Raw genomic sequence first — 24,555 nt, forward strand, 5'->3', positions numbered from 1 at the left:
GTGCCCAGCGGGTCCACCGATCCAAAAGCAGGCGTGGCAGTCTGTTTCGTCAAGACCTCATCCGCCTACAATGGTACCCCTGCCCAGCCACAGTCTCAAGCAATGGGGGCAGCTCGGAGAGATCCTCGGAGGGGTTCGATTCCCGGAGTGCGGCGCCCGCCGCAGTTTAGATGTCCGCCCTGGCCTGGGGAAGTAGTGTCGAATACAGGCAAAAAAAGACGAACAATCGTCTTGATATCAGAAGCAATGGGGGTCACCCACTATGTAGCGAAGTAAGCCAACACTGCCGCAACCAGACGGGGTGGCCCCTATTTTTGTGGTATCAATTCAATTTTGCAGTTAGGAGGGATCACACCATGATTACCATGTCACAAACCAAAAGTGCAAACTATCTGTTTATCGTGGTCGTGCTGAAATCGATGCGGAACAGCGGTGTGATCACCGCCGCTGAATACGAGCGAGCCAAGCGATATTACCAGAAGCTTACCGGCTCGGATCTTGTTATTGCGGATTAGGATGTCAGGACGGCATCGTCTAATCTGATGGAGTTTGCACGGCGCAGTCTGTTGACTATGTAGAAATTTCCTGATCTGCATTTATTCAATGGATTTTATCTTCTTCTTGAATATAATGTTGCTTGAACCGTAAAAGTGGATTGTACCAAAATGTAGTACAATCCAAAATTCAGCCAGAAAGGGGATTCTGCTGATGCCACAGGCCAAACTCATCTCGCCCATCACCAGACAGGAAATTCGGAAAGTCCGAGTCGCTGCCTACTGCCGGGTATCTTCCAATTCAGCAGATCAGCAGAACTCCTATGCCAACCAGATTCGGGTCTATACCAGCCTCATTCAGAGAAAAAAAGAGTGGGAACTGGTGGAGATCTTCGCGGATGAAGGGCTGTCTGGCATGAAAGCGCAGAACCGAACCGAATTCCAGCGAATGATCAAGATGTGCGAACAGCACCAAATCGACCTGATCGTCACCAAGTCCGTCTCCCGCTTCGCCCGAAACGCCAAGGAGTCTCTGGAATATGTCCGGAAGCTGAAGCTGCTCGGCGTGGGGGTGCAGTTCGAGAAAGAGGGAATCTACACTCTGGCCCTCGGGGATGAAATGCTCCTCAATACCTTCTCTGCCATTGCGCAGGAGGAGTCCAAGGCTATTTCCCAGAACCAGCGGCTTTCCATCGTGAAACGGATGCAATCGGGTGAGTATGTGGACAGCAACGCTCCATACGGTTTCCGGCTGGTGGAAAAGGCACTGGTGGTCTATGAACCGGAGGCGGCCATCGTCCGCATGATGTTTGAAAACTACCTGAGCGGCCAGTCTACATCGGAGATCGCCCGCGACCTTAACAGCCGCGGCATCAAAACTAAGACCGGGAAATCCCTCTGGCGCTCCACCAAGGTGGCGTACATCCTTGGGAATGAACGGTATTGCGGCGATTGCAAATACCAGAAAACCTACCGTGACACCACAGTCCCGTTCAAACAGTTCCGAAATCGAGGCCAGGAGGATATGTTCTACGCCTCCATGACCCACGCTCCGCTCATTGACCGAGAAACCTTCGACAAGGTCCAGACCCTCCTGAAAAAGCGTCAGGATATCTTTGGGAAATCCACAGCGCAAAATATCTATCCTCTTACGAGCCGCATTCAGTGTTCTGAGTGCGGCTCGTATTTTCGCAGGCGGCAGGTTTCCGGGACCGCCAAGTGGGGATGTTCCAAACACATTCAGGATCGCACCCAATGCGACTCGAACTACTACAGTGAGGATCGGATCTATGATGCCTTCATCGCCATGGTCAACAAGCTTCGGTTCTCCGAATACGACATTCTGGGTCAAACCCTGCTCCGCCTGGAATCCGCCGAGCTGAAACAAAAGCGGAAAAACACAGCCGCAAGGGAGATCAGCCGGAGCATCGCAGATCTCAATGCCAAGCTGGTGATGGTGGAACAGCTCCATGCAAAAGGATACCTCAAAGACGAGGTCCACAAAGCTCAGGTGCAGGATATCAACGACCAACTGCGCCAACTGAAGCGTGAGCGCCAGTGTGAATTCTCCTCGGGCATCACCGATATAATCGAGGAAGTGACACGGCTGAAAAAACTGCTGGAGGAGTTGGAAGAACCCCTGGACCGATTCGATGAAAAGCTGTTTGCCGAGATTGTCCAGGCCATCCGCATCACCCGCCGGGATGAAATGACGGTCACCCTCATCGGCGGGCTGCGATTTACAGAAATGCTCTGACGGAGAGGAACCTCAAAATGAAGAAGATACGCTATATCCCATACGGTTACACTATGCGGAACGGAAGGACAGTCATCGCACAGGATGAAGCTATGGTCATCCGTGAGATATTCAGCGCCTACATCAACGGCGCTTCCCTCCAAAGCATTGCCGAACTGTTGACTGAAAGGAAGATCCCCTACAGCGAGAGGACGGATGTGTGGGATAAAGCCCGTATCGCAAGAATCATAGGAAACGCCAAATACCTCGGAGATGGAGAATATGACCCCATCATCGAGGAGGAGCAGTATGAGGAGGCTGCTGCGGTGCGGACAGCCCGCCAGCGGAACACCTTCGAGAAAAATCTGGAGGGGATCGACCTGCTCCGGAACCGGGTCCGGTGCGCGGAATGCGGGGCGCCAATGCGGAGGAGAGTAAGCAACAGGCACCGGATTCGGGAAAGCTGGGAATGCACCAATGCGGATTGCGGACAGCGCATACGAATTTCCGATACGCATCTGCTGGAAAAGGTGACGATCCTGATGAACCGCATCATCGCTAACAGCCACCTGCTCATACCCCGCCCCAAAAAACGAAGGGAGTTGTCGGCAGAGGCTCAGCAAATCAACAGGGAAATCGATGCCGAACTGGAGCGGGATAATCCCAGTGACGCCCTGGTCATCGCCAAAACAATTGAGATGGCGGAGCAGCTGTACGCAGAGAGCGATACACATCTGCAGATCGCCGCATCCATCGCCCGAAAACGTGTGCGCATGATGACGCCCCAGGAGGAATTCAGTCCGGCCTACTTTAGTGACATCGTCGCCTATCTGACGCTGGGAAGCGGAGGACAGGTGATCCTACATACCAAGACCGACGTAGAGATCGGAGGGGATGAAAATGAATGTAACCAGGATACCGAAAAAGACCATATCGGTCATTGAGCCGAAGCGCTCGCTGATCGTCAACAAGGAGCAATATCACCAGCGCCGGGTTGCCGCCTACTGCCGGGTATCCACTGACAGCGAGGAACAGCTTACCTCCTACACCAACCAGAAAAAAGTGTACACCGAAATGATTGCCGCCAAGCCGGAGTGGGAATTTGCCGGCCTGTACGCTGATGAGGGCATCTCAGGAACTCGAGCAGATAAACGGCCCCAGTTCCAAAAGATGATCAACGACTGCCTGGCAGGAAAAATCGACTATATCATCACCAAGTCGGTCTCCAGATTTGCCAGAAACACTGTTGACTGCCTGGACCATGTGCGTATGCTCAGGGCAAGAGGGATTGGCATCTACTTCGAGGAGCAAAATATAGACACACTGCAAATCGACAGCGAGCTCTATCTGGTCATCTACGCAGGGTTCGCACAGTCTGAATCCGAAAGCATCAGCAAGAATGTCACATGGAGCTTTCGGAAGCGATTCCAGGACGGCAAGCCCGTATTCAATTATAAGTGCCTGCTTGGATACCGAAAGGGCGAGGACGGAGAACCGGAGATCGTCCCGGAGGAGGCATCCATCGTGGAGAGAATCTTCAATATGTACCTGTCAGGTGAAACCATCAACCGGATCTCAACCAAACTCAGAGAAGAGAATCTCCAGATACCAGGAAAACGATTCTCCTTCTCTGCGAGCATGATTAAGGGTATTCTCCGGAATGAACGATACTGCGGGGACAGCATCCTTCAAAAGACGGTCACAATTGACTGTATTGGCAAGGTCCGTCGCAAAAACACGGGTGAGGCACCCATGTACTATGTACAGAATAGCCATGTTGGTATCATCAGCCGAGAGCTCTTTCACAAAACGCAGGAAGAACTCGCCAGGCGGATGAGTCGGGAGCCAAACTCCACCAAAGCAGCCACTACGGCCACCGGAAAATACTCCCGGTATGCGCTGTCCAATGTGATGATCTGCGCCGAATGCAGGAGCCGATACAAGCGCGTGACCTGGACATCCCGTGGGAAAAAGCGGGTGGTCTGGCGCTGCATCAATCGATTGGACTACGGAAAGCGGTACTGCAAGTCCTCCCCTACAGTAGACGAGGAAGCGCTCCATGCTGCTATCGTCCGGGCGGTCAACCGCTTCAATGAGGAAGACGAGGCCACCTATCTGGCACTTATGAGGGCGACCATTGGGGAGGCCATCGGGCTGAACGGGAACAGCGATGAAATCGACCTGCTTCGCCGAAAAAACGATGGTCTGAACCGCAAAATGGTGTCCCTCATCAATGAGAGCGTAGAGAGCGGCGAGGGCATTGAAAGCCATGAGGCGGAATTCAAGGAGCTTTCCGATACCATCGAACTCCTGCAAGGGAGAATCAAAAAGCTGGAGGACGCCCTCCTCTCGGACCAGGGGAATGATGGCCGCATCCTCCAGCTGCAGCAAATCATCGCAGATCGTGCGTCGAGAAAGATGGAGTACGACGATACCATCGTCCACCAGATGATCGAGTGCGTAAAGGTATATCCCGACGGCAGGCTGGACATCATCTTCGGCGGCGGGTATCTCATCGAGGAAGCGCTCAATGAGGAAAACAAATAACTTCAAATATAATTGACATAATCGCCAAGGTAATATACTATAATGTATGTTAGGAGGCGATGATGTATGGGCAAAAGAGCGGCGGTCATCATGCCGCAGACAAGAAAGATTCTGGAGCAGATGGGTGAGCAGATCCGCCTTGCCCGCCTGCGCCGGAAGCTGAGTCTGGAACTGGTGGCGGAGCGGGCGGGGATCAGCCGGGCCACCCTCATCTCCATCGAGAAGGGTGCGCCCACGGTATCCATCGGCTCCTATGCCGCCGTGCTGCACGCACTGAACAATATGGACAGCGACCTGCTGCTTATTGCCAAAGATGATGAATTCGGCAGGAAGCTGCAAGACCTGGCGCTGCCTACCAGACGGCGGGCGCCCAAGAAAGGAGAGTAGCCCATGGCGCAGGACGAAAAGACCATCTATGTATATGAAAATTGGCGTGGAGAGACCCCCACCCTGATGGGGCGGCTCCGCTGCAGCTTTATCCGGGGGCAGGAAACCTTCTCCTTCGAGTATGACCCCGCCTGGCTGACATCCGCCGAGAGTTCCTTCTCTCTGGACCCGGATCTGGCCCTCTACCGGGGACGGCAGTATGTGCCGCTGGACAAGCGGCTCTTCGGGCTGTTCGCCGACTCCTGCCCGGACCGCTGGGGCCGCCTGCTGATGCGGCGCAAGGAGGCAATTGACGCCAGAAAAGAAGACCGAAAGCCCCGAAACCTCACAGAAAGCGATTTCCTGCTGGGGGTCTACGATGAATCCCGCATGGGGGCACTGCGGTTCAGCCTGGAAGAGGGGGGAGACTTTCTCTCCAACGACAAGTCCTTCGCAACGCCGCCCTGGGTTCATCTTCGGACACTGGAAAACGCCTCTATCGCCTTTGAGAATGACGAAAGCGGCCTGAACGAAACATGGCTGCGGGAGCTTCTGGCCCCCGGTTCCTCTCTGGGCGGAGCAAGGCCCAAGGCCACGGTGCAGGCAGCGGACGGCGCTTTGTGGATCGCCAAGTTTCCGTCTAAGCACGATGAATCCAACAGCGGCGCATGGGAGAAGGTCGTGCATGACCTGGCGCGGCTGTGCGGATTGAATGTCCCGGAATCCAGGCTGGAGACCTTCTCCAAGACCGGCAGCACCTTCCTGGTCAAGCGATTTGACCGGGATGGCCGCCGCCGTATCCATTTTGCCTCCGCCATGACTCTGCTGGGAAAAACCGACGGAGCCTCTGCGGCGGACGGGAGCAGTTATCTGGATCTGGCGGCGTTCATCCGCGCCAATGGGGCGGCTCCCAGGCAGGATCTGGCTGAGCTGTGGAAACGGATCGTATTCAGTATGGCGGTGTCCAACACCGACGACCACCTGCGCAACCACGGTTTCCTCCTGACTCTCACCGGCTGGCGACTGGCTCCGCTCTACGATGTAAACCCAGTCCCCACAGGCGACCGTCTCTCCCTCAATGTGAGCGAGTACGACAACACCATCGACCTGGATCTGGCGCTGGAGGTCGCTGACTACTTCGGCTTATCTCCCCAGGAGGCTCAGCAGGCGGCGGAGGAGATCTGCAAAACCGTATCCGGACACTGGGAGCAGCTGGCCGGACAGTATGGCCTCAGTCGGGGCGCTGTGGAATATATGCGCCCGGCCTTTTCCCTCCGGCCATGAAATTAAAAATGGACCATTCCCACAGGAACCGTCTCCATCGAAGTTAGGTTTCTTCGGAATACGCTTTACAGTCATAGCGTGTGTTGGCATCGCATCCAAATCAAAGGCAAAGACATTGTAATGGGGGACTGCACCAATTGTCTCCCTCACAGTGGTTACCGATACTGCAGATGGTATTATGGACATGACCATGTACGCGGCTGCGAGTTCGGCGGAAATAAAGATAGTGGCAGCATGGATTAATTATCCGCGAAATTTACAAGTTCTCTTACAGAACACGATAGGAGGTGCGCTTATGAGTTTAAAAGGTAAACTCACAGCTTTAGCTGGTGCTAAAATCGCCGAAAAAGTCATACCGAAAGGATCGGTAGATGGGGTGGTAAACTCCGTGCTGAATAAACTCGGTCAAGCCACAGGGCAGAAAACTGCGGCCGAACATATCCAGGGAATCAAGAAAAATTTCCTGGTTATCAAATCAAAGTCCTATTCCATAGGCACGATGGTCGGCCTCTTTACTGGGAAAACGCCTGATATGAATGATTATCTTGGGCGTTATCAAATTGTTGACGGCAATGGTACGCTCAAGTATAAATCTAACGCTGAGAACACTATCACCGACCGTGAAATCTTGGATTTGTTTGATGCAAACGGAAATAAAATCGGCTATGTTAAAGAGCATCTGATTTCTACAGGTGTTCCGTTGTTTGAAAAAGAGGTGAAGAAATGCACAGTATTCTTGGGTAAAGAAAAAATCGCATTGCTAAAAAAATATGTGTCATTTGGTAATCTGGAGTTCGAGGTTCTTGAAGGTAGTGTCAAAATCACACACCAGGAAGGCAAGAGTTTCAAAATCCAATATAAGGGTAAGCAGGTAGCTACTCTGCATGATTGTCCTTTAAATCTTAAGGATGGCTATGCCGATAAATTCGTTATGGAGTATGATAATTCTGAAGATGAAGTCATTGCAATTCTGCTTGCAACAGCAATCGACCTTATAAATACATAAATCTTTTAAGCATGAACGATGTATCTACCAACGGCGAATGGGGTAAGGTCGCATAATCTGGGGCGGCTGTGGATTAGATGTCCCGGAATCCAGCCCGAAGACCTTCTCCAAGGTCGGCAGTACCTTCCAGGTCAAGCAATTTGACAGGAACGGTCGCCTCCGCATCCACTTCGCCTCCGCTATGACACTACTGAGAAAAACCGATAGAGCCTCTGCGGCGGACGGGAGCAGTTATCTGGATCTGGCGGCGTTCATCTACCCTCCGGCCATGAAATCACAAGCGGACGATTCCCTGGGGAGTCGTCCGCTTGTTTATTCCTCGGGGTTATCTCCGAAGGAGTCCTCGTTCTCCTCCTCATCCAGATCTGTATCAATGTCCAGCCCTTCACTGTTCCCCACATTCTTCTCGTAGAGCCTGGTCCACTTAAGCGGATATTTACACTTTCGGTTGTAGGCAATAAGCATGGCCTCGGCATACCCCATGGAGCCGGGCCGCCGCTCCTTGGCGGTTCTGGAGAGCAGCTTTACCGACATCTCGCCCACCTTTTCCTTGAAGTTTTCATCCTTCAGCGCATCTCCAAAGGTATGGACCAGGCGGGCAATGCCGTTGAGCATATTAGCGGAGAGAGAATTCATATCGCCCTCCCAAGTGCCCACACAGAGCCGAAGTGTCCGGTCCAGAACATGATAGCCGAACTTGTCGTAGATGCTTTCCAACGTGGACACAGCGCAAACCACCCCATAGTTTCTGACTTGGCCAATGGAAAGCGAGTAGGACTCCACCAGATCCCGGATAATGAGCTGTTTCTGATTTCCGGCTTCGATATTTGCCATGAACACCTCATAGGGCTTTAAGGGTTTCACGAACTTCATCTGATTGGCGAAGATATCCGCCTCGTGCTCATAGTTGAGATCGTCGTAGATCATGCACCAGACCGGCGTGTCCCGAGAACCGGAGGCCAGCGCGACGATCTCCACCGTGTGCTGCCCATTGAACACATAGTTGACGCCGTTTCGTCGGCTTACCTTGACCGGATTGATCTGATATAGATCAAAGTGGGCTGCCGCATTCAGTACATGCTGTTCGGATATGTTTCGCTGATACTCCTGGTTGGACACCAGATTTTTAATGGGGATCTGCTCGAAATGGACATTGGGTACAAACATGCTGAAATCAGCCATTAGGAATCCTCCTCAATTGCCGCGAGCATCTCCTGCACCTTTTCTCCCAGCGCTGTTAAGGCTGCCTGCAAGTTCTCCTTGGCTGCGGGAGAGATGGATGCGAGATGCGCCATATTTCTGGTTCGCTCGATGGAGCTCATCCAGGAGGGAATGGTGAGGGTCAGTCCAGCCACCTCCGCATCCGGATCATAGGCGGGCATCGTCTTGATGGCAGGCTGCTCCGCCGCCTGTATGCCGGGCTTAGAAGACGCCTCGGTGGAGAGGCTGCGCCGTGAATCGCTGTATCGGGCAAAGGCATAGGGATTGTTCCCGATTTTCTTACTGAGTTCCTTCAGCTCCGCAGGGGCCATCTCCGCCAGTGCCACAATGTTTTCGAAGGATATCTTGTATGTCCCCGACAGGATGTGGGGAATCAATTCCGGCGCGGTTTTTGCAATCGCATCCAGCGCCACGCTGTATTTTGCATATTTTTGGACCGTTGCTCCAGACACATGATGCTCCTTTCCCAGACGGGCGGCGGTTCGTCGACTGCTCTCTTCCTCTACCGGACGGCCTCTTCCAACTGTGGCGAGGGGATTTGGGCAGTACTGATTATAGCCGTTCTCATTCCGGTGCGCTTTCTTTTCCGCCTCATACTGCCTGCCGATCAGATACTTCTTCGTCTCCTCTGAAATGTTGCGGCGACCGAGTTGATTGGAGCAGATCCAGGCGATTGCCGCATCCCGGTTTGGAAAAACCTGTTCTTTTACGCCATAAGGGATTTTCAATTTATTGCAGATCTCGTATCGGTTATGTCCGTCTACAATGGTACCGTCCCAAACAACGATGGCCTCCCGGCAGCCCTCCATCACCAGATTCAGCTCCAGCTGCCGGTATTCCTCCCGCCGGAGAGGTCGAATCAGGTTTTTGAATTCCGGATCGATCCTGAGTTCCCTAAACCCCTTCTCTTCCATATTGCCTCCTGCGCTCCTGCGGTTTCACGGTTTGGAGGGAAAAATAGGCGACCCGGTTCACCGAATCGATCTCTCCTGTCAAATGATAATTGAACCGCAGATCGAAGCCACCGACAATCTCCGACAGATTGCTCAGCAAGGTAGAACTATAAAACTCTACGGATTGGTTGGTGTGAAAGCTGACACTGGACAATCGAACCTTATTTGCCGTTCCCCCAATCATAGGCTTGTCCGAGCCAAGAACGGCGATATAAAGTTCTTCCGGATTCACTAAAAACTGCACATAGGCAGGACTGCCCAGGCGGCGTATGGTTTTCTTGTGGATGCGGATTCGATTGCGAAATGGATCAAGGGTCAGCGAGGCTTGCGGTTGATTTTCTCGACTCATATTCTGCCTCCTATGATGGATTCTGTTCTTCGCTTCCGTCCGGTATGGGAGCCTCCGCAATAGGCGTTTCTGGCGTAGAGGCACGATCCCGAAGCCCATACACCGCATATCCTTCAAAAATATCAACCTGCATGGATTTCTGATGTTCCCGGAACGGCAGGCCAAATTGTGTTTTCCAACCTTCCGGGAACACCGGCGTCCGGGAGGCTCTGGGCTTCTCGCCATCCTTCAGAACCCGCTGGTATACTTCGGTGGCAGTCAGGTCAAATGCGATAAGCCATTCATCCTTGGCGTGGATCACCCGTCCGAGGAGCTTGTATCGATAGTCCAGATTCCATCCCATCAGAGAAAACACCTTGGCAAAGAAGATCTTGCAGGTGATTTGCTTCGGCTTTCGTCTGCCAGAGCCATTGGTACACCAGGCGCAGGCATCCCGGTCTTCTGCCTGACAGGGGCGGATCGCCAATATTTTGCTTTCCTGATTGACCAGCACCTGCACATAATCTACCTTCGGGAATCGATTCAGGCAGGCAGCATTTACATAGAATTTATAGTTGTTAAAGGTCACGGATGGCTCATTGATATGGGCAAAGAATTCCCGGCGTACCACCTGGTAGCCCTCGTAATTGAATTCCCGCTCCGTCTCCAGAACATCATCGCCTTCATGACCTGCCTGATGAACGTCCACTTCCATCTCCGGCATGACAGGAGCAATCCCGGCCGTCTGCTCCCCTTCCAGAGAACGGAGCATCCCGGCAATCACACCACCGGGTTTTTCGCCTCTCTCCTCGCTCAATTATGGTTCCTCCTTTCCGCGCCGGTTGAATTCCTGGCGGATATAGTCTCTCAGTTCCTCAAAACCGGTCACATGGAGTTTTTGACCGGTTTCGTAAAGCTGCCCCTCTATGCGAATCTTCCAATCCTCCTCGCTCTGGTCATGAACCTGCTGGAAAGATTGCTGGTGGAGATAATACTGCGTTCCAAAAGAATGAATCCACTCCTCCGGTACGGCGCGCACCCGCTTGCCAGAGATGGAGAGCGGCTGCACAGAATCATGGGAATCCTGCTCGCCTTGCTGACCGGAGAGCAGATAAGATTTGATAAACGCCTCTGCGTCATTGAGATCGAAAATATACGCTGATTCACTTTGGCTTTGAAAGAGCCGCCCGGCAATCCGATACTTTAAATCCGGGCTCCAGCCGAACAGCTGAAACAGCGTTTCCATATAGGCCGCACCCGCAATCTCTCTGGGCTGGTATTTCCCATCCACCAGTTTGGAGAACAGGACGGCATTGCGGTTGCCTTTTTCCGCCGTGCGGACAGCAAACTTCATCTCCACTGGGTTGACCAGTAGTTCCACATGGTTGTCTTTCCCAAATGTACGAACACAAGCTGTGCTGAATTTGATCCTCTTATCCTGAAACTGAACATAAGGACGGTGGTAATTATCAAAGAACTCGCTGCGGGTAATCTCAAAACCCCTCATGTCAAAATCCCCAGGAGCCAGAGTGACACTGGAAAGAGGCGCTCTTTCTTCCGCCTGCTCATCGGGAGGATGGATACTGGCGGAAGCCTGAAAGTAATCCGCAGGTTTGAACCCGGCCCAGCGAGGGTTGATGGTTACAAAGCCTTTGAGCAGGCCGCTGTCAATCACCCGCAGCTCCGGGAGGATAGAGCGATGTCCATACTTGGAGTTGTTCAGAAGGTGCTGAACGGCAATGAAATCATCTCTGGAAACAATGCCCTCGTGGTGATTCCGGTAAAGGCTCTGGGGGCGGTCGCCCCGATTCTTCCTGGACTTGTGGTTCAGGTAGTTCGGGGTGAAGGTCTTTCGGGTCAGCACATCCCCGCAATGACGCTCATTGCGAAGAACCTGAACAATGGAATTGGAGGTCCATTTGATATTTCCCAGGTAGGTCTTACGGCCCAGCTCGGTAAGCGCCGCCGCGATGTCGCTGGTGGAGTAGCCGTACAGATACATGTAGAAGATGAGCTTCACCGTAGGCGCTTCCTCCGGGTTGACCACCAGGTTTCCATCCCCGTCGTGAGAATAGCCCAGCAGCTTGGGCGTCAAAGGCAAGCCGCCGTCCAGCCGCATCCGCAGGGAGGTTTCCATGCTCCGGCTGCGGATATGGGACTCCTCCTGCGCCATGGTGGCCTGAAAGGAAAGCGCCATCTGGGAATCATCCTTAAGGGAAAAGATACATTCGCTCTCGAAAAACACGCCCACCGGGCTGGGCAGTTCCGCCAGCATCCGGACCATGCTGATGCAGTCCACCACATTCCGGGCAAAACGGGACACGCTTTTGGTGATGATCATGTCGATTTTACCGCTGCGGCAGTCAGTCATCATGGCATTAAACTCGTCCCGATGGACGAGGGAAGTCCCACTAATGCCCTCATCGGCATAGATTTTAACCAGCGTCCAATTGGGGTGATGCAGGACGAAATCCTCATAGTATTTCTTCTGCAGCTCATAGGAGGATGTCTGCTGGACATTGTCCGTGGAAACACGGGCATACACGGCGACTCGTTGCGGAATATCGTTGTCGTAGTAGTCGATAGGCTTCTTGGCAGGGATGAATTCGTAGTTCTCCGGGTCAACCTTTGTGTTGATCCGGCGGCGGACCCGTTCCTTTCGTTCTGCAAGCCGATTGCGGGTGGCCTTGTCAATCATGCAGCATTTCCCTCCCAGGCTGGTGATCGGGGAGGATCGTCCAATCAGGACCGGGCAGAAAATACGGATCATGGAGATCCTCCCGGTAGTAGGAAGCCATTGTGTAGATATCCTCCGAAACAAAGTAAATGCCCACCGGCTTTGGCAGCGCCGCAAGAAGCCGGGCACAGAAAGAGAGCTCCGATAGTTTCTTGGAAATATTGCTTGCCTTCTGGGTGATCACCAGATCTACCTTGCCCTCATAGCAATCTTGCAGGAGTCTCGCCCATTCTGGAGCGTTTTCCATGTTCGGTGCGGTGCTTCCCTCATCCACATAGAAACCGACAAATTCCCAGTTCGGACAAAGAGCCAGCGTGTCCAAAAACTGCTTTTTGTGGGCGGAGAGATAATCCTCATAGCGGGTTTGGTTGAAGTAGCGAATGTATACCGCCACCCGGTGATGGTTTTTCGGAAGCGGGCGCTCCCGCCGAATGCCTTTTAACCAGGCACGATGCTCTGCCAAAAGCGCATTCTTTTCCGCCTCTCCTTCCAGCAGAAAATCAAAGGACGGCATGATCTCCTGCTCCATTGCTTCGCCCTTTATTGCCAGCTCTTCCATATGTGCTCCCCCTGCGAATGTTCTTACGGGCTATTATAGCGGCCACAGACTATAAATAAAATCGACCAGAGGTCAACAACTTGACTCCTGGTCGATGAACGAGAAAAAAAGATTCAGATTACAATGACTTCCGGCGAGCTGCAAACCCATTTCTACCCCAAGACGAGCCCCATTGAGTCTTCTGCACCATATATGTACGATGAAGATAGTGAGATCGCAGTATTTTGCCACTCGGCTTTATCCTATCCAGGATGTACTGCCATCCGTGCTACTCCTGAAAACGAAATGTGCATTGACATTATGTGATATAACACATATAATGAACATAGAGAGAAGGCGGTGGGTATGGAAAACTTCTCGGCAAAATACTACGAAACGACAGACGGTACTTAACCAGCTTAAAATTGCATTCTAATAGACTATTCGAAGTGGAAGGAATGGTTATCGGCATGGACAATAGCATTGAAAAAAAGCGAATTGAGGGCGAAGAAGATCTCATTTCAACGATTAAAGTGGCAACTGCGGCTCTCCCTCTTATCTTCACAATTGCAGAAAAACTATCTAAGCAACATGGATTTATCCACGATAGCGTACCTGCTCGTTTCGGGGACAAAACTGGACGATTAGTTTGGGATTACATATTATACAATGAGATTACATTTGATAGTGAGGACGGAAAAATAATTAGCCTTTTCACATCTCTTTCTGATGCAGAAACGAAGAAGCGCTGGGATGTTTTAGTCGACAAGTATGGGTTATAACATTAGACAGACATTATCGAGCGGACTACCAGCAGAGGAAGGAGGATTGACCTATGGGCAAGAATTTTCGTGAAACTCTGAATGAACAGCTCCGAGATCCCGCATTCAAAGCCGAGTGGGATGCCCTCGAACCGGAGCGTCAGATCATGAGAGCGATTCTGGAAGGGCGCGATGAACAGTCGCTGACGCAAAAGCAGCTGGCGGAAGTGACTGGTATCGCCCAGGCAGACATCAGCCGTTTCGAAAACGGAACCGGCAATCCGTCTCTCCGCACCCTGAAAAGACTGGCGGATGGCCTGGGGATGCGTCTCAAAGTGGAGTTCGTCCCCAAAAAACCAACTGCATAAGAAAAGCGGCGGGCCTTTGGAACACTCCTCGGCTCGCCGCTTTAATCGTTGTCTTCTCTTCTGGTCATGGTGGATTTCACTTCCCGGACGATTTTCAGGATGGAATCCAGTTCCTTGGGGGAGCAATCGGCCAACAGCTCGTCAAACTCACTTTGGTAGAGGCTCCGCACCTCCGGCACATCGGGCCGAAGCAGGGAGTCCGCTGACACCTGAAGCGCCTCGATGATCCGGATGAAGGACTCCAGTTTCATATTGGTCTTTCCCGTTTCAATAGCGCTGACATGAGGCAGGGAGATATTGGCCTTGGCTGCAAGATCTGCCTGGCTCATCCGCCGGCCGACTCGCGCCTCCCGAATGCGGGAGCCAATCAGCTGACGCTCGTTCAAACCATGTTCCTCCATCGGCTCCCCCCCTTTTTGAAATATATTCTCCAGTTAATCTATTTCTAAGAGTATATCAACTTGGGGTGAAATTGATATAAGGCAAAGGCGATGATATAAGCCAGACACTATAATAAGGCTACAATTTTTTTGGAGGTCTTATTATGAGTCTTGACTACAAAGCCATTGGCAAACACATCCGCGAAGCCCGTCGCCGCAACCATCTCTCCCAGGCAATGCTCGCCGAGGCGGTGGACAAAACCCCCTCTTACATCAGTTACATAGAGAGCGGCCTCAAAAGTATGAGCCTGGACACCTTTGTTCTCATCGCCAATGCCCTCGGCGTATCGCCGGAAAGGTTGTTGATGGAGCAGATCACCGACACGGAACGGTGCGCCAGTGAGGAGATCACCTTGCTCCTCTCAGATTGCACCATCTGTGAGGCTCTCATTCTGCTGGACATGATGAAAGCCTTAAAGACAGCTCTGCGAGAACACCGGGAGAAGTGCATCGATTCGGATGCTTCCGATTTTACATTCCTGCTCTGAGAAAACAATCGACCGGAAGTCATGTGCTTTGACTGCCGGTCGATTTTTGCCTGTAAAAGTGTATATGTTTTTGGGAAAGTGAATATGTTTTCGAAAAGTCCAGGATATGGGCCTCCAAAGTTGGTATAATGGAGGGCGAAAGGTGGGATAGTCCATGATCTACTACACGGGCGATATCCACGGGAACCCTCGTGAGATCGTACAGTTCTGTGACCGGCACAAGCTGACCGAGCAGGACACCCTCGTCCTTCTGGGGGATGTGGGGGCCAATTATTTCCTGAACGGGCGGGATGCCGAGATGAAGCAGCTTTTGACACAGGTGAAACCCACGCTCCTGTGCATCCACGGCAATCATGAGGTTCGCCCATCTACCCTGCCATCCTACCAGACCAAGGAATGGAACGGCGGAACGGTCTGGGTGGAGGAGACCTACCCCCGCCTGCTGTTCGCTGCTGATGGGGAGATATTTCATCTGGAGGGTCTTTGCCATCTGGTAATCGGCGGGGCTTACAGCGTGGACAAGTTTTACCGGCTGGACAGAGGATATGGCTGGTGGCCGGACGAGCAGCCTTCTCAGGAGATCAAGGAGAAGGTCATCCGGACGCTGGATGCCTGCGGCTGGCAGGTGGATACCGTTCTCTCCCACACCTGCCCCTATCGGTATGAGCCGCGGGAAGCATTCCTCCCCATGATCGACCAGAGCACCGTGGATGCCTCTACCGAGGAGTGGCTGGAGGAGATCGAGAGGAAGCTGCAATACAATCACTGGTTCTGCGGCCACTGGCATATCAACAAGCGCATCGACCGGATGCACTTCCTCTTCCACAGTGTGGAGGCGGCGCCGCAGCTCCTGTCGGGAGATAGCATACGATGACAGAGGAAGAAAAAACGGAACGGGAGGCTTGCTTTGCCGCAATCCGTGAAACCGTCCAGAGGCTCTCCCGCCTGATGGATACCGCATACCAGCAATACAGTCAATTGGTGGAACAGGTGGTGAAGGACAGGATCACCGGGGAGCAGGAGATCGAGCGGATCATGGACGGCCTTATGGACTTCGGGGATGACCAGAGATTCCTTGCTCTGTACAAGGCCCTTTGCCGCCATGTCTATGACAAACATCCTACTCTTGTGAGAGAACACATTGCTCTCTTCCGAACCCAATTTGAGGAGAGAGCGGACGAGGAAACGCAACAAGCACAAGGAGGTGAACGCCATGAAGGCACCGGAGATTAAGCACTATATCAGCTGGCTGGGCCGGGTGGGATACCGAAACATCGACTGCTCTTTCTCCTACGACGAGGCATCCTATGGGGCCATCGACCGGATCTTCCGGCTGCTCTACCGGCTGGAACCTGACCCGGAGCACAACAGCTGGGAGCTTTGGCTTCGTGCCGAGCGGGGAACCATCGAGGACTTCGGCAGTTTTGAGGATCTACGGGAGGATGGGCAGGTGGAGAGCTACGAGGAATTTGAAGCCTGGTGGCGTTCCGAGTTCCCGGAGGAGGTGGAGTGGTTCCACTTTTCCGCCGGTGAAGATCAGAAGATCGGATACCGGGCGGTATTCCTGAGCCATAACCATGTGCTGGAGGTGGACTGCCGCAAAGAGAGATCTTTCCCCCATGACATCTCCCCATTTACCTCCTGGCTGGAGGAAGCCGTGCGGGACGCCGTGCAGGCGGTGGAGGATGGCAGCTATCCGAAGCTGGTGGAGCGGAATCTGCCCGTCTGGCATCGGACGGGAACCGTCCTGCGCCGGGATCTGTGGAAGGTCTTTCCCGAATGGAAAGAGAAGTTCTTCCAGAATATCTCCCGGCAGGAGGTGGATGAGTTTCTTGCCTCGGCGGCAGGCTATCCCCTGGAAGCAAACAGAAGACTCCCGTCCATGACCGCAAACGACTTCTATCATGCCTGCGCTCTGGGCTACCGGGCCATGGGATATGCCGGAACGGAGAAACCGGACAAGGAGCAGTACCTTCTCCACGCGGATGGGCGGGACGAGGGCCTGTCCAAATTGGACGGGAATTCCCCCGATGCCTTTGATCGCTGGCTGAAAGAGCGGCCACGCATCGGCCACCCCTGGGAGGTATGCCGGGGCGGCAACAGCACACACATCGACTGCATCGTGTGCCGGGATGAGCATGGTTACTATCTGGCGGTGGCCGGTCTTGCGGAGACCCGGACGGTGGAGGCCATCCACTTCTTCCTCGCACTCCATCGGGCAGACATTCCCGTATGTATCCGCAATGCTGAGGAATTGAAGGCCCGCCTGACCGGAGAGGAGCCCATCGGCATCGTGCCGGAAGGAGTTCTTCCCGCCTACTGCCACGCCTGGTTCCCAGGCGAGCGTATCGTCGATTTTATGAATCTGCCCCTTGAGCGCCGGGACGAACTTGCAAACTACTGCCGGTGGCAGCCAATCCCGGTTCCCCGGTTGAAGAAGGACGGTGAATCCCCATGATTTTCTTTACCTCTGACCTGCATCTCGGTCACGAGAACTGCATCCGGCTTTGCAACCGGCCCTTCTCCAGCATTGAGGAGATGGACGAAACCCTCATCGAAAACTGGAACCGCAAGGTCACAGGGAAGGATACCGTCTATATCCTCGGCGACCTCATCTACCGGAGCAAAAAGCCGCCGGAGGAATACCTGCGGCGGCTGCGGGGAAAGAAGCATCTCATCCTTGAGAATCACGACCGGGGATGGGTCCAGAATTGTCAGACGGAGCGATTCTTTGAAAGCGTGAGCAATCTGCTGTATATCACGGACGGAAAGCGGCAGTACACCCTCTGCCACTACCCCATGATGTCCTGGCCGCATATCATGCGGTGCTACATGGTCTTTGGTCACATCCACGGAAATACCGATGCGGACTACTGGCCGCTCATTCAGGCAAACGAGCGGATGCTGAATGCCGGGGTGGATGTCAATCGCTTCGAGCCGGTCACCTTCGAGGAGATGGAAGCCAACAATCTCCTGCATAAAGGCCAGCAGAAAGCGGAACCGGAGGTGCAGCCGTGAAAAGAAGAAAGGGATTTTATGAGGCGGAACCTCTGGCCAGTTCCATCGCTCGTCGAGACTGGCAGCACACGCTGGAGCGAGCCGAGGAAAGCGGCCTGCCACTCCAATCCCGAAAGGGGAACACAGGACTGCTGTTTCCGGCAAGAATCCTTGCCCCCGTTTGGGAGGAAGGACTGCGGCATATCATTCTGGCGGCGATTCGGTACAGTATGGGACGGCACACCTATATGCCCAGCATCGCTGTGGATTTCACCTGCCGGAATCTGAGCTGCCTGGACGAGAGCACCCGTTCCGCCGCTGCGGCGGAGATTCAATATCATCTGAACCGATATGGAGAACAGGAGCCATATCCCCGGCTGTGGAACAGTCTCAGCCGACTGCTCATATCTGAAGAAATCGGACAAGAGGACAGGAGGAAGGAAACAATGCCGATTTTACAATCACTGGAAAGCATGGAGCGCATCTCACGTCAGGCGCTGGCAGCTGATCTGGATGCCGTGTTGGAACGGGTAAGCCGTGAAAACATCGGGCTGGTGATCACCGATGAAGGGAAGGATGATCTTGTCCTCTGTCCGGCCTCCTGGTTCGATTTCGACTATGTGGATGACTTTGGCTGTGTCATCAACTGTGCCCTCCGCTATGCCATGCGAACGGAAGATGAGGAGAGCGAAGCGGTCGTCCGATATGCCCGATGTCACTACCGCCTGTTCGATGAAAAGACGCTGTCGGTGGCCGTGGCCGATCTGGAGCGGGAACTGGAAGAACCGATGGAGCCTCTCAAGAAGCCGCAGGTCTGGAAAGAACTTCTGGAGTTGTTTCAGCAGCGGCTTGCTGAGCTCCGGCAGGAAGATTCAAATGGAGATGAAAAATCCAATGGATGAGAAGAAGTACGAAATTGTGGAGATTCAAGTGGATGCGGATGTGTTGGAAGAACTGAAAACAGTGATAGCACCACTTGGTCTGACACCGGAAATGCTGATCGTGCGTTTCTTTGAATTCTGCACCGATCCTGCCACGCAGGAAGAGGCCGTTTCGCTGCTTCTGAAATGGAAAGCTGAGTTGGAAGCGGAGAGCTACGAACCCCGAGGTGATTTCTGATGCTGTCCAAGAAAACCTTCTGCGAAGCCCTGCGGAAGATCCAAGCCCAGAGGAAAAGAGACGCACAATTCAGTGAGGCGCTCAATCTGGTGGGCGATGGTCATTTCGTTTTTGAGGGCGGGCCGCAGCTTCTTTCCGCCTTACTGAATGTGTTGGAGGAAGCGGTCAACGACAAGTACGACTACATCAGCTGGTGGATTTACGATGCCGCTCCGGACTATGAGGTCTGGACCGAAGACGAAAAAACCAAATGGTGTCTGAAGGAGCCGGAAGCCCTATATGATTTCATCCGGGATGAATGTCAGGGCTAAGCGGCATCTCCTTCTCATATCGGAACCTTGGTGCTGAGAAATGAAACATTACCATAATGAAGATTATATGTTGCAGTTATCCCCTGAAGACAAGGAAAGATTTGAGCAGATTTTTCTTGCTCTTTGTATCCGAGAATCCCAGGAAAAAAGCCGTGGGGGAAGTATACCAATCAATTATTACAGGCTGAGTAATGAACACCTCTTTCCCGATATGCCGCAGGATGAAGATGCCCTTGAGGGAGAAGAAGGGCTGACGCGATTCACCGATGGCTGTCAGAAGCTGAAGAAGTATGAATAGGCGGATATCTTTTTTGGTCTTACACTAAAATCCCCCTTCGGCAGAAAATCCGCCAAGTCCCAGCCGAAAAAAAGAAAAAATAAGCGGCGCTGACCCGCAAAGCCTTGCAAATAAAGGGTTTTCGCAAACATCTTTATTGGTCTTACACTCCAGACCGAGTCTGGACGCACGGCGCGTTCAGACTCTTTTTCTTTTCCGGGCTGGACCGCTCGCGCCGGAGACAGCATCTAAAGTGTCCATCCCATTTGTATGTACCGGTCACTTTAGAAAGAGTGGCCGGCTTTTTTATTATTTCGGTTGACGTTTGCTTTTAGAGCGCCAAAGGAAGTTAGAAACGCTTTTCCCATGCTATTGTTGTTCTATATGGCGGGTAAGTCTGTCCGGTAACCCATCGATGACGATCTTCCAGAAACAGATGGAGTTTTGAAAAGGTCAGACAAATGGCGTTTGGCATTTTGGAGGATGTCTATGCCCATGGTGTTTATAGAACGTCTTTGAGGCAAAATGAGCGCTTCTGCTTCATAGAGAGCCAAGCGTTTATCCACCCTGATATCCCAGCGGTTTCTCTTGTGTCCCTTCTATGCGGCTTTAAAATGAAAATCGGGAAGAAGGTTATTTGGCATGTCATTGTAAAGTGAAGTGGAGCAGAACCCATTGCGGAGTATGGTTTCGGGACAGTGATAGAGAGACGCATAGGCGATAAAATACAAGGAAGGCAGGTAGGACTTTATGGAGAGGTTTTTTAAACTCAAGCAAAACGGGACGACAGTAGGCAGAGAACTTGTCGCCGGTTTCACAACGTTTTTCGCAATGGCCTATATCATTGCGGTAAACCCGACTTTGTTGAGCCAATCCGGTATGGAATGGGGAGCGGTGTTTTTAGCAACGATTATCTCGTCCATTATCGGCACATTGGTCATGGGCTTGGTGGCGAATGTCCCCTATGCGCTGGCGCCAGGAATGGGCTTGAATGCATTTTTTGTCTATACGGTTTGCTTCACACTCGGCTTTACCTGGCAGCAAGCCTTGTCGATGGTCTTTATTTGCGGATTAATCAATATTATTATCACGGTTACAAAAGTCCGCAAATATATCATTAAAGCGATCCCCCGCAGCTTGCAGAATGCCATTGGCGGCGGAATCGGCATTTTTGTTGCCTATATCGGTTTGTTGAACGTGGGTATTATTACTTTTGATTCCGGTGTGCCTGCGTTGGCGACTTTGAACCAGCCGTCCTTCTGGCTGTTCCTGATCGGCCTGGCATTGACAATTGTCCTGCTTGTGTGCAAAGTCAAGGGCGCCATCCTGATTGGCATTGTTGTGACGGCTTTGCTGGGTATCCCGATGGGCGTAACCACCACCACGGAAACCATCAGCTTTACGGAGGCATGCCAGCAGCTGCCCACGACCTTTGGCGCGATTTTTACCAGCGAAGGCTTAGGCTCCCTGTTCTCGGATGCGTCGAAGATCCCGCTGGTGTTGGTCACGATTTTCTCTTTCAGCCTCTCGGATACGTTTGATACGATCGGAACCTTTATTGGCACGGGACGCCGTACGGGCATCTTCAGTGATCAGGATGAAAAGACCATGGAGACCAGTGTGGGCTTTAAATCCAAGATGGACAAGGCCCTGTTTGCAGATGCAACGGCCACTTCCATCGGCGCGATCCTCGGAACATCCAACACGACGACTTACGTGGAGAGCGCCGCAGGCATCGGCGCCGGCGGGCGTACAGGCCTGACCAGCGTAGTGGTTGCGCTGTGCTTTGCAGTGAGCGCGTTCCTGGCGACGTTTGTCAGCGCGATCCCCTTTGCGGCGACTGCGCCTGCTCTGGTGGTTGTCGGCATTATGATGCTGTCGGCATTTAAGGAAATTAAATGGGATGATTTTGACGAGGCAATCCCGGCATTCTTTGCGGGTATTTTCATGGCGATCTGCTACAGCATTTCCTATGGTATTGCGGCAGGCTTTATCTTCTATTGCATCACCAAGATCTGCAAAAAGCAGGCGAAACAAATTCATCCGATTCTTTGGGGCGCAACGGTATTGTTTATTTTGAACTTTGTGCTGTTGACCTTTATTTAACAGATTGATTGAACCCTTTATAGAAAGGCGCGTTTTGCAACCCGATTCGAGGATATGCAAAACGCGCCTTTCGCTTTTGATGAAAGAGAAGACCGATTGATGGATGCAACCGGCCTTCTCTTTTTTGCGGATACTCGTAGGCCTTTTTTATTCGTATACGGAAGGCGTTAAAAAGTGGATGTGGATGGCTTTAGAGAGTTCCGCCAGTTGCTTTCGGATGCGGATTTGTTTTTCCAGGATCTCCTCTTCGTTCACCTTTAAGTTGAGTTCCCTGCGGTAGTAGTTGCCATTGTGTTTGTGGTGGAAGCCGTCGAAACCTGCCAAATAGATTTCGGCCGCCCCGCAATATGCCAATAGCTTCAGCAACATCAACCCTGCGTTGTCGGAGATCATTTCATCCGCATTTGTGTAGCGGTCGTAGTCCACATAGAGGCAGTCTTCCCGGCCGGTATCTGGGATATTCGAGGTTAAAATGGTGTGGATATCTGGGAAACGTTGAAGCTCTTGCCCGATAACATCCATGCGCTTGTGATTGCTGACAAAGCAGGCGTTCATGCGGTATTTTGGGTCCAAAAAATTGACGGAGATAACAAACGGCTTCTCTTGGCCAATAAACGCCATAATTTCCTCGTACTTTGATAAAAGGCTTTTTCCCGGCGCCAGAAGCAGGAGTTTTTTTCCGCGAATCCAACCGGTGATCGTTTGAACGGAAGCGCTGTCGTCGATTTTCCGGCTCTGATACTGCGTATAGAGCTGTTCAATCAAGACCCGGTCGTACAAAACTTTGTAGGCGTCCGGAATGGATTGGATGATCTTTTCGATGTCCTTCATGGTGAGGGTCTGCTTGTTGATGAGATAGGCAGCGTAATTTGGATGGCAGACATGGTTGGCGGCAATATGGTAGGGCATCGTATAGCCCCATTCGTATTTTTTGCGGATGTTGGCGATGTACTCATCGTAGATGTCCATGACCATGGTCACATCGTACCGGGAGGAAATATTCTTATTGATATATTGGGTGATGAGTTCTGTAGGAAGGTTGCCGGCGCCCCGCCCCATTCCATAGACAGAGGAATCCAAAATCAGGGTGCGTTTGGTCTGGATTTTCCCCAGAACCTGTGCATTGGAAAAGGCGAGCTGCATGTTGTTGTGCCCATGGAAGCCCAGATGGATTTCGGGGTCCATGTTCTCATCGATCAGATAGAAGCGGTGGGAAACCTCGTTGCGGTACATGCTTCCCAAAGTATCTACAATATAGAATGCATACGGCTTGAGCTGGTTCATCTTTTCCACCAGTTGGAGCAGCTCGATGTCGCTGTAAAAGACTGTCCCCACAGGCTGCATAAAGACGCGGTAGCCCTTTTCCATGATAATTTTGGCCCAATCGATCGCCGTTTCGATTTCCTTTTTGTGGAAGGTCAGGCGAATCCCATCGATGCTGTTTCCATCATAGGGAGCGAGTTTGGATGGATGCAGCTCTTTCTCCCCGATGGCGATCATGGCCACGTACATGGAGTTCCTCTGCTGTTTTGGCAGCACTGCTTCAATATCGGCGGTGCTGTTAAAGAGGGAACACTCCTTTTCCTCGACCATACCGGTTAAGAACCCGCATTCGATGATGTCGATTTTGGCGTTTTCCAGTTTATCCAAGATAGATGCGATGGTCCTGCGGCCGAACCGCCAGTCGTTGATATACCCTCCGTCCCGGAGTGTACAATCCAACACTTGAATGCTCACAGTTTGATTTCCCCCCGTTCCAGTTTTTCTTGCAGGACGCCCCGGACATAATCCAGATCCTTTGGCGTATCTACGGACAGCGTGTGCGCGTCCACCTCGATCATACGGAGCTTTCTCCCATGCTCGACAAAGCGCAGTTCGTTGATGTCCTCGATTTTTTCCAGGGCCCCTTTGGGGGTTTCTGCGAAAAACCGCAGTGCTTCCATGGAATAGGCGAGGACCCCCAGGTGTTTATAATAGTCGAAGTGAACGCTGGCCTTTGGATGCGGGATCGGGCTGCGGGATAGGAACAATGCGTTGTCCGCTTCGTCCGTCACTACTTTGATGTTTGTCTCATCGACCACTTCGACGGGAGAGTGGATTTTGGTCATCAGATTGGCGGCGAAGAACCCCTCTTTCCGGTTGGGGATGACTTGCTCGACGATGTTCGGGTCGATCAGCGGCTCGTCCCCGTTGATGCAGAGATAAATGTCCGCCGGAAGGGATTGTGCGGCCTCGTAGATGCGCTCCGTACTGGTCCGGTTTGCAGGCGACGTCATCAGACAGGGAATGTGAAGCTCTGTGCAAGCTTGCTGGATGGCCGCATGGTCCGTGGCCACATAGACGGCGTCAATTTTTTTCGATTGGGACACCTGGTTGTACACCCACCAGACCATGGGCTTTCCACAGAGATCCGCCAAGGGCTTTCCTTGAAACCGGCTGGAACCGTATCGTGCTGGAATGATTGCGATGGTGCGCATAA

General features: G+C 52.5%; 29 protein-coding genes. 20 read left to right on the forward strand and 9 right to left on the reverse strand.

All coding sequences use genetic code 11. From position 1 onward, the window contains the following. Positions 1–356: 356 nt before the first annotated feature. The 8 genes from B5F54_RS17315 (at position 357) to B5F54_RS18290 (ending at position 7,844) form a co-directional block, all read left to right on the forward strand. Entirely contained in the window at positions 357–515 is a 159-nt protein-coding gene (locus tag B5F54_RS17315) for an SHOCT domain-containing protein (protein ID WP_140400354.1), read from the forward strand. Positions 516–708: 193 nt separating this feature from the next. Next, positions 709–2,250: a recombinase family protein gene (locus tag B5F54_RS09785; RefSeq protein WP_087233714.1), complete on the forward strand. Its 1,542-nt coding sequence runs from the start codon at positions 709–711 to the stop codon at positions 2,248–2,250. Between the two features lie 17 nt (positions 2,251–2,267). Further along, the gene (locus B5F54_RS09790) at positions 2,268–3,173 is read left to right on the forward strand and encodes a recombinase family protein (protein ID WP_087233717.1); all 906 of its coding nucleotides are present in this window, start codon (positions 2,268–2,270) and stop codon (positions 3,171–3,173) included. Next, positions 3,130–4,776 carry a recombinase family protein gene (locus B5F54_RS09795; protein ID WP_172749676.1) on the forward strand — a complete coding sequence of 549 codons (1,647 nt, stop codon included), beginning with the start codon at positions 3,130–3,132 and terminating at the stop codon, positions 4,774–4,776. The genes B5F54_RS09790 and B5F54_RS09795 overlap by 44 nt, the downstream gene beginning before the upstream one ends. A gap of 66 nt (positions 4,777–4,842) precedes the next feature. Next, positions 4,843–5,163, forward strand: coding sequence for a helix-turn-helix domain-containing protein (locus tag B5F54_RS09800; RefSeq protein ID WP_087233722.1), 321 nt, complete (start codon positions 4,843–4,845; stop codon positions 5,161–5,163). Positions 5,164–5,166: 3 nt separating this feature from the next. After that, positions 5,167–6,426, forward strand: a complete 1,260-nt coding sequence (locus tag B5F54_RS09805) for a type II toxin-antitoxin system HipA family toxin (RefSeq protein ID WP_087233725.1) — start codon at positions 5,167–5,169, stop codon at positions 6,424–6,426. 295 nt (positions 6,427–6,721) lie between these two features. Beyond that, a complete protein-coding gene (locus B5F54_RS09810; RefSeq protein ID WP_087233727.1) occupies positions 6,722–7,432 on the forward strand; it encodes a hypothetical protein in 711 nt (236 codons plus the stop codon). A 55-nt stretch (positions 7,433–7,487) separates the two neighbouring features. Then, positions 7,488–7,844: a HipA domain-containing protein gene (locus tag B5F54_RS18290; protein WP_330396775.1), complete on the forward strand. Its 357-nt coding sequence runs from the start codon at positions 7,488–7,490 to the stop codon at positions 7,842–7,844. On the opposite strand, the gene B5F54_RS09815 is transcribed toward B5F54_RS18290, so the two are convergent. From B5F54_RS09815 to B5F54_RS09840, 6 genes are read right to left on the reverse strand one after another with little or no spacing between them, the layout of a single operon-like run. Continuing rightward, a complete protein-coding gene (locus tag B5F54_RS09815) occupies positions 7,745–8,614 on the reverse strand; it encodes a DUF6551 family protein (RefSeq protein WP_087233730.1) in 870 nt (289 codons plus the stop codon). The genes B5F54_RS18290 and B5F54_RS09815 overlap by 100 nt on opposite strands. Continuing rightward, on the reverse strand, positions 8,614–9,567 hold the full coding sequence (locus B5F54_RS09820) for a hypothetical protein (protein ID WP_087233733.1): 954 nt from the start codon (positions 9,565–9,567) through the stop codon (positions 8,614–8,616). The genes B5F54_RS09815 and B5F54_RS09820 overlap by 1 nt, the downstream gene beginning before the upstream one ends. After that, complete coding sequence (locus B5F54_RS09825) at positions 9,548–9,955, reverse strand: hypothetical protein (RefSeq protein ID WP_087233736.1); 408 nt, start codon at positions 9,953–9,955, stop codon at positions 9,548–9,550. Before B5F54_RS09825 ends, B5F54_RS09820 begins: the two co-directional genes overlap by 20 nt. 10 nt (positions 9,956–9,965) lie before the next feature. Beyond that, complete coding sequence (locus B5F54_RS09830) at positions 9,966–10,751, reverse strand: hypothetical protein (protein ID WP_195450674.1); 786 nt, start codon at positions 10,749–10,751, stop codon at positions 9,966–9,968. Further along, positions 10,752–12,704, reverse strand: a complete 1,953-nt coding sequence (locus B5F54_RS09835; protein ID WP_235396394.1) for a recombinase family protein — start codon at positions 12,702–12,704, stop codon at positions 10,752–10,754. It abuts the gene before it with no gap. Continuing rightward, positions 12,625–13,230, reverse strand: coding sequence for a recombinase family protein (locus B5F54_RS09840; protein ID WP_087233742.1), 606 nt, complete (start codon positions 13,228–13,230; stop codon positions 12,625–12,627). Before B5F54_RS09840 ends, B5F54_RS09835 begins: the two co-directional genes overlap by 80 nt. Positions 13,231–13,667: 437 nt before the next feature. Here B5F54_RS09840 and B5F54_RS09845 point away from each other — a divergent pair, with 437 nt between their 5' ends. Next, positions 13,668–13,991, forward strand: a complete 324-nt coding sequence (locus tag B5F54_RS09845; RefSeq protein WP_087233745.1) for a hypothetical protein — start codon at positions 13,668–13,670, stop codon at positions 13,989–13,991. Between the two features lie 53 nt (positions 13,992–14,044). Then, positions 14,045–14,338: a helix-turn-helix domain-containing protein gene (locus B5F54_RS09850; RefSeq protein WP_087233748.1), complete on the forward strand. Its 294-nt coding sequence runs from the start codon at positions 14,045–14,047 to the stop codon at positions 14,336–14,338. Between the two features lie 41 nt (positions 14,339–14,379). Here B5F54_RS09850 and B5F54_RS09855 read toward each other — a convergent pair whose 3' ends face one another. Continuing rightward, positions 14,380–14,739 carry a helix-turn-helix domain-containing protein gene (locus B5F54_RS09855; protein WP_087233751.1) on the reverse strand — a complete coding sequence of 120 codons (360 nt, stop codon included), beginning with the start codon at positions 14,737–14,739 and terminating at the stop codon, positions 14,380–14,382. A gap of 143 nt (positions 14,740–14,882) precedes the next feature. Here B5F54_RS09855 and B5F54_RS09860 point away from each other — a divergent pair, with 143 nt between their 5' ends. From B5F54_RS09860 to B5F54_RS09910, 10 genes are all read left to right on the forward strand, one after another. Then, the gene (locus B5F54_RS09860; RefSeq protein WP_087233754.1) at positions 14,883–15,266 is read left to right on the forward strand and encodes a helix-turn-helix domain-containing protein; all 384 of its coding nucleotides are present in this window, start codon (positions 14,883–14,885) and stop codon (positions 15,264–15,266) included. A 154-nt stretch (positions 15,267–15,420) separates the two neighbouring features. Continuing rightward, positions 15,421–16,140 (forward strand): metallophosphoesterase, encoded by a 720-nt coding sequence (locus B5F54_RS09865; protein ID WP_087233757.1) that lies wholly within the window; start codon positions 15,421–15,423, stop codon positions 16,138–16,140. Next, complete coding sequence (locus B5F54_RS09870; protein ID WP_087233760.1) at positions 16,137–16,499, forward strand: hypothetical protein; 363 nt, start codon at positions 16,137–16,139, stop codon at positions 16,497–16,499. Before B5F54_RS09865 ends, B5F54_RS09870 begins: the two co-directional genes overlap by 4 nt. Then, positions 16,480–17,724, forward strand: coding sequence for a hypothetical protein (locus tag B5F54_RS09875; RefSeq protein WP_087233762.1), 1,245 nt, complete (start codon positions 16,480–16,482; stop codon positions 17,722–17,724). Before B5F54_RS09870 ends, B5F54_RS09875 begins: the two co-directional genes overlap by 20 nt. After that, a complete protein-coding gene (locus B5F54_RS09880) occupies positions 17,721–18,284 on the forward strand; it encodes a metallophosphoesterase (protein ID WP_087233765.1) in 564 nt (187 codons plus the stop codon). Before B5F54_RS09875 ends, B5F54_RS09880 begins: the two co-directional genes overlap by 4 nt. Next, entirely contained in the window at positions 18,281–19,165 is an 885-nt protein-coding gene (locus tag B5F54_RS09885; protein ID WP_087233769.1) for a hypothetical protein, read from the forward strand. Before B5F54_RS09880 ends, B5F54_RS09885 begins: the two co-directional genes overlap by 4 nt. Further along, positions 19,140–19,382, forward strand: coding sequence for a hypothetical protein (locus B5F54_RS09890; RefSeq protein ID WP_087233772.1), 243 nt, complete (start codon positions 19,140–19,142; stop codon positions 19,380–19,382). The genes B5F54_RS09885 and B5F54_RS09890 overlap by 26 nt, the downstream gene beginning before the upstream one ends. Then, a complete protein-coding gene (locus B5F54_RS09895; RefSeq protein WP_087233774.1) occupies positions 19,382–19,693 on the forward strand; it encodes a hypothetical protein in 312 nt (103 codons plus the stop codon). Before B5F54_RS09890 ends, B5F54_RS09895 begins: the two co-directional genes overlap by 1 nt. A 40-nt stretch (positions 19,694–19,733) precedes the next feature. Continuing rightward, the gene (locus tag B5F54_RS09900) at positions 19,734–19,991 is read left to right on the forward strand and encodes a hypothetical protein (protein ID WP_140400355.1); all 258 of its coding nucleotides are present in this window, start codon (positions 19,734–19,736) and stop codon (positions 19,989–19,991) included. A 729-nt stretch (positions 19,992–20,720) separates the two neighbouring features. Then, positions 20,721–22,076 carry an NCS2 family permease gene (locus tag B5F54_RS09910; protein WP_087233783.1) on the forward strand — a complete coding sequence of 452 codons (1,356 nt, stop codon included), beginning with the start codon at positions 20,721–20,723 and terminating at the stop codon, positions 22,074–22,076. A gap of 147 nt (positions 22,077–22,223) precedes the next feature. Here B5F54_RS09910 and B5F54_RS09915 read toward each other — a convergent pair whose 3' ends face one another. Both B5F54_RS09915 and B5F54_RS09920 read right to left on the reverse strand, forming a co-directional pair. Next, the gene (locus B5F54_RS09915; protein WP_087233786.1) at positions 22,224–23,813 is read right to left on the reverse strand and encodes an aldolase catalytic domain-containing protein; all 1,590 of its coding nucleotides are present in this window, start codon (positions 23,811–23,813) and stop codon (positions 22,224–22,226) included. Then, the gene (locus B5F54_RS09920) at positions 23,810–24,553 is read right to left on the reverse strand and encodes a 3-deoxy-manno-octulosonate cytidylyltransferase (RefSeq protein ID WP_087233789.1); all 744 of its coding nucleotides are present in this window, start codon (positions 24,551–24,553) and stop codon (positions 23,810–23,812) included. Before B5F54_RS09920 ends, B5F54_RS09915 begins: the two co-directional genes overlap by 4 nt. Positions 24,554–24,555 lie beyond the last annotated feature (2 nt).

Source organism: Anaeromassilibacillus sp. An250, assembly GCF_002159845.1.
Lineage (GTDB): Bacteria > Bacillota > Clostridia > Oscillospirales > Acutalibacteraceae > Anaeromassilibacillus > Anaeromassilibacillus stercoravium.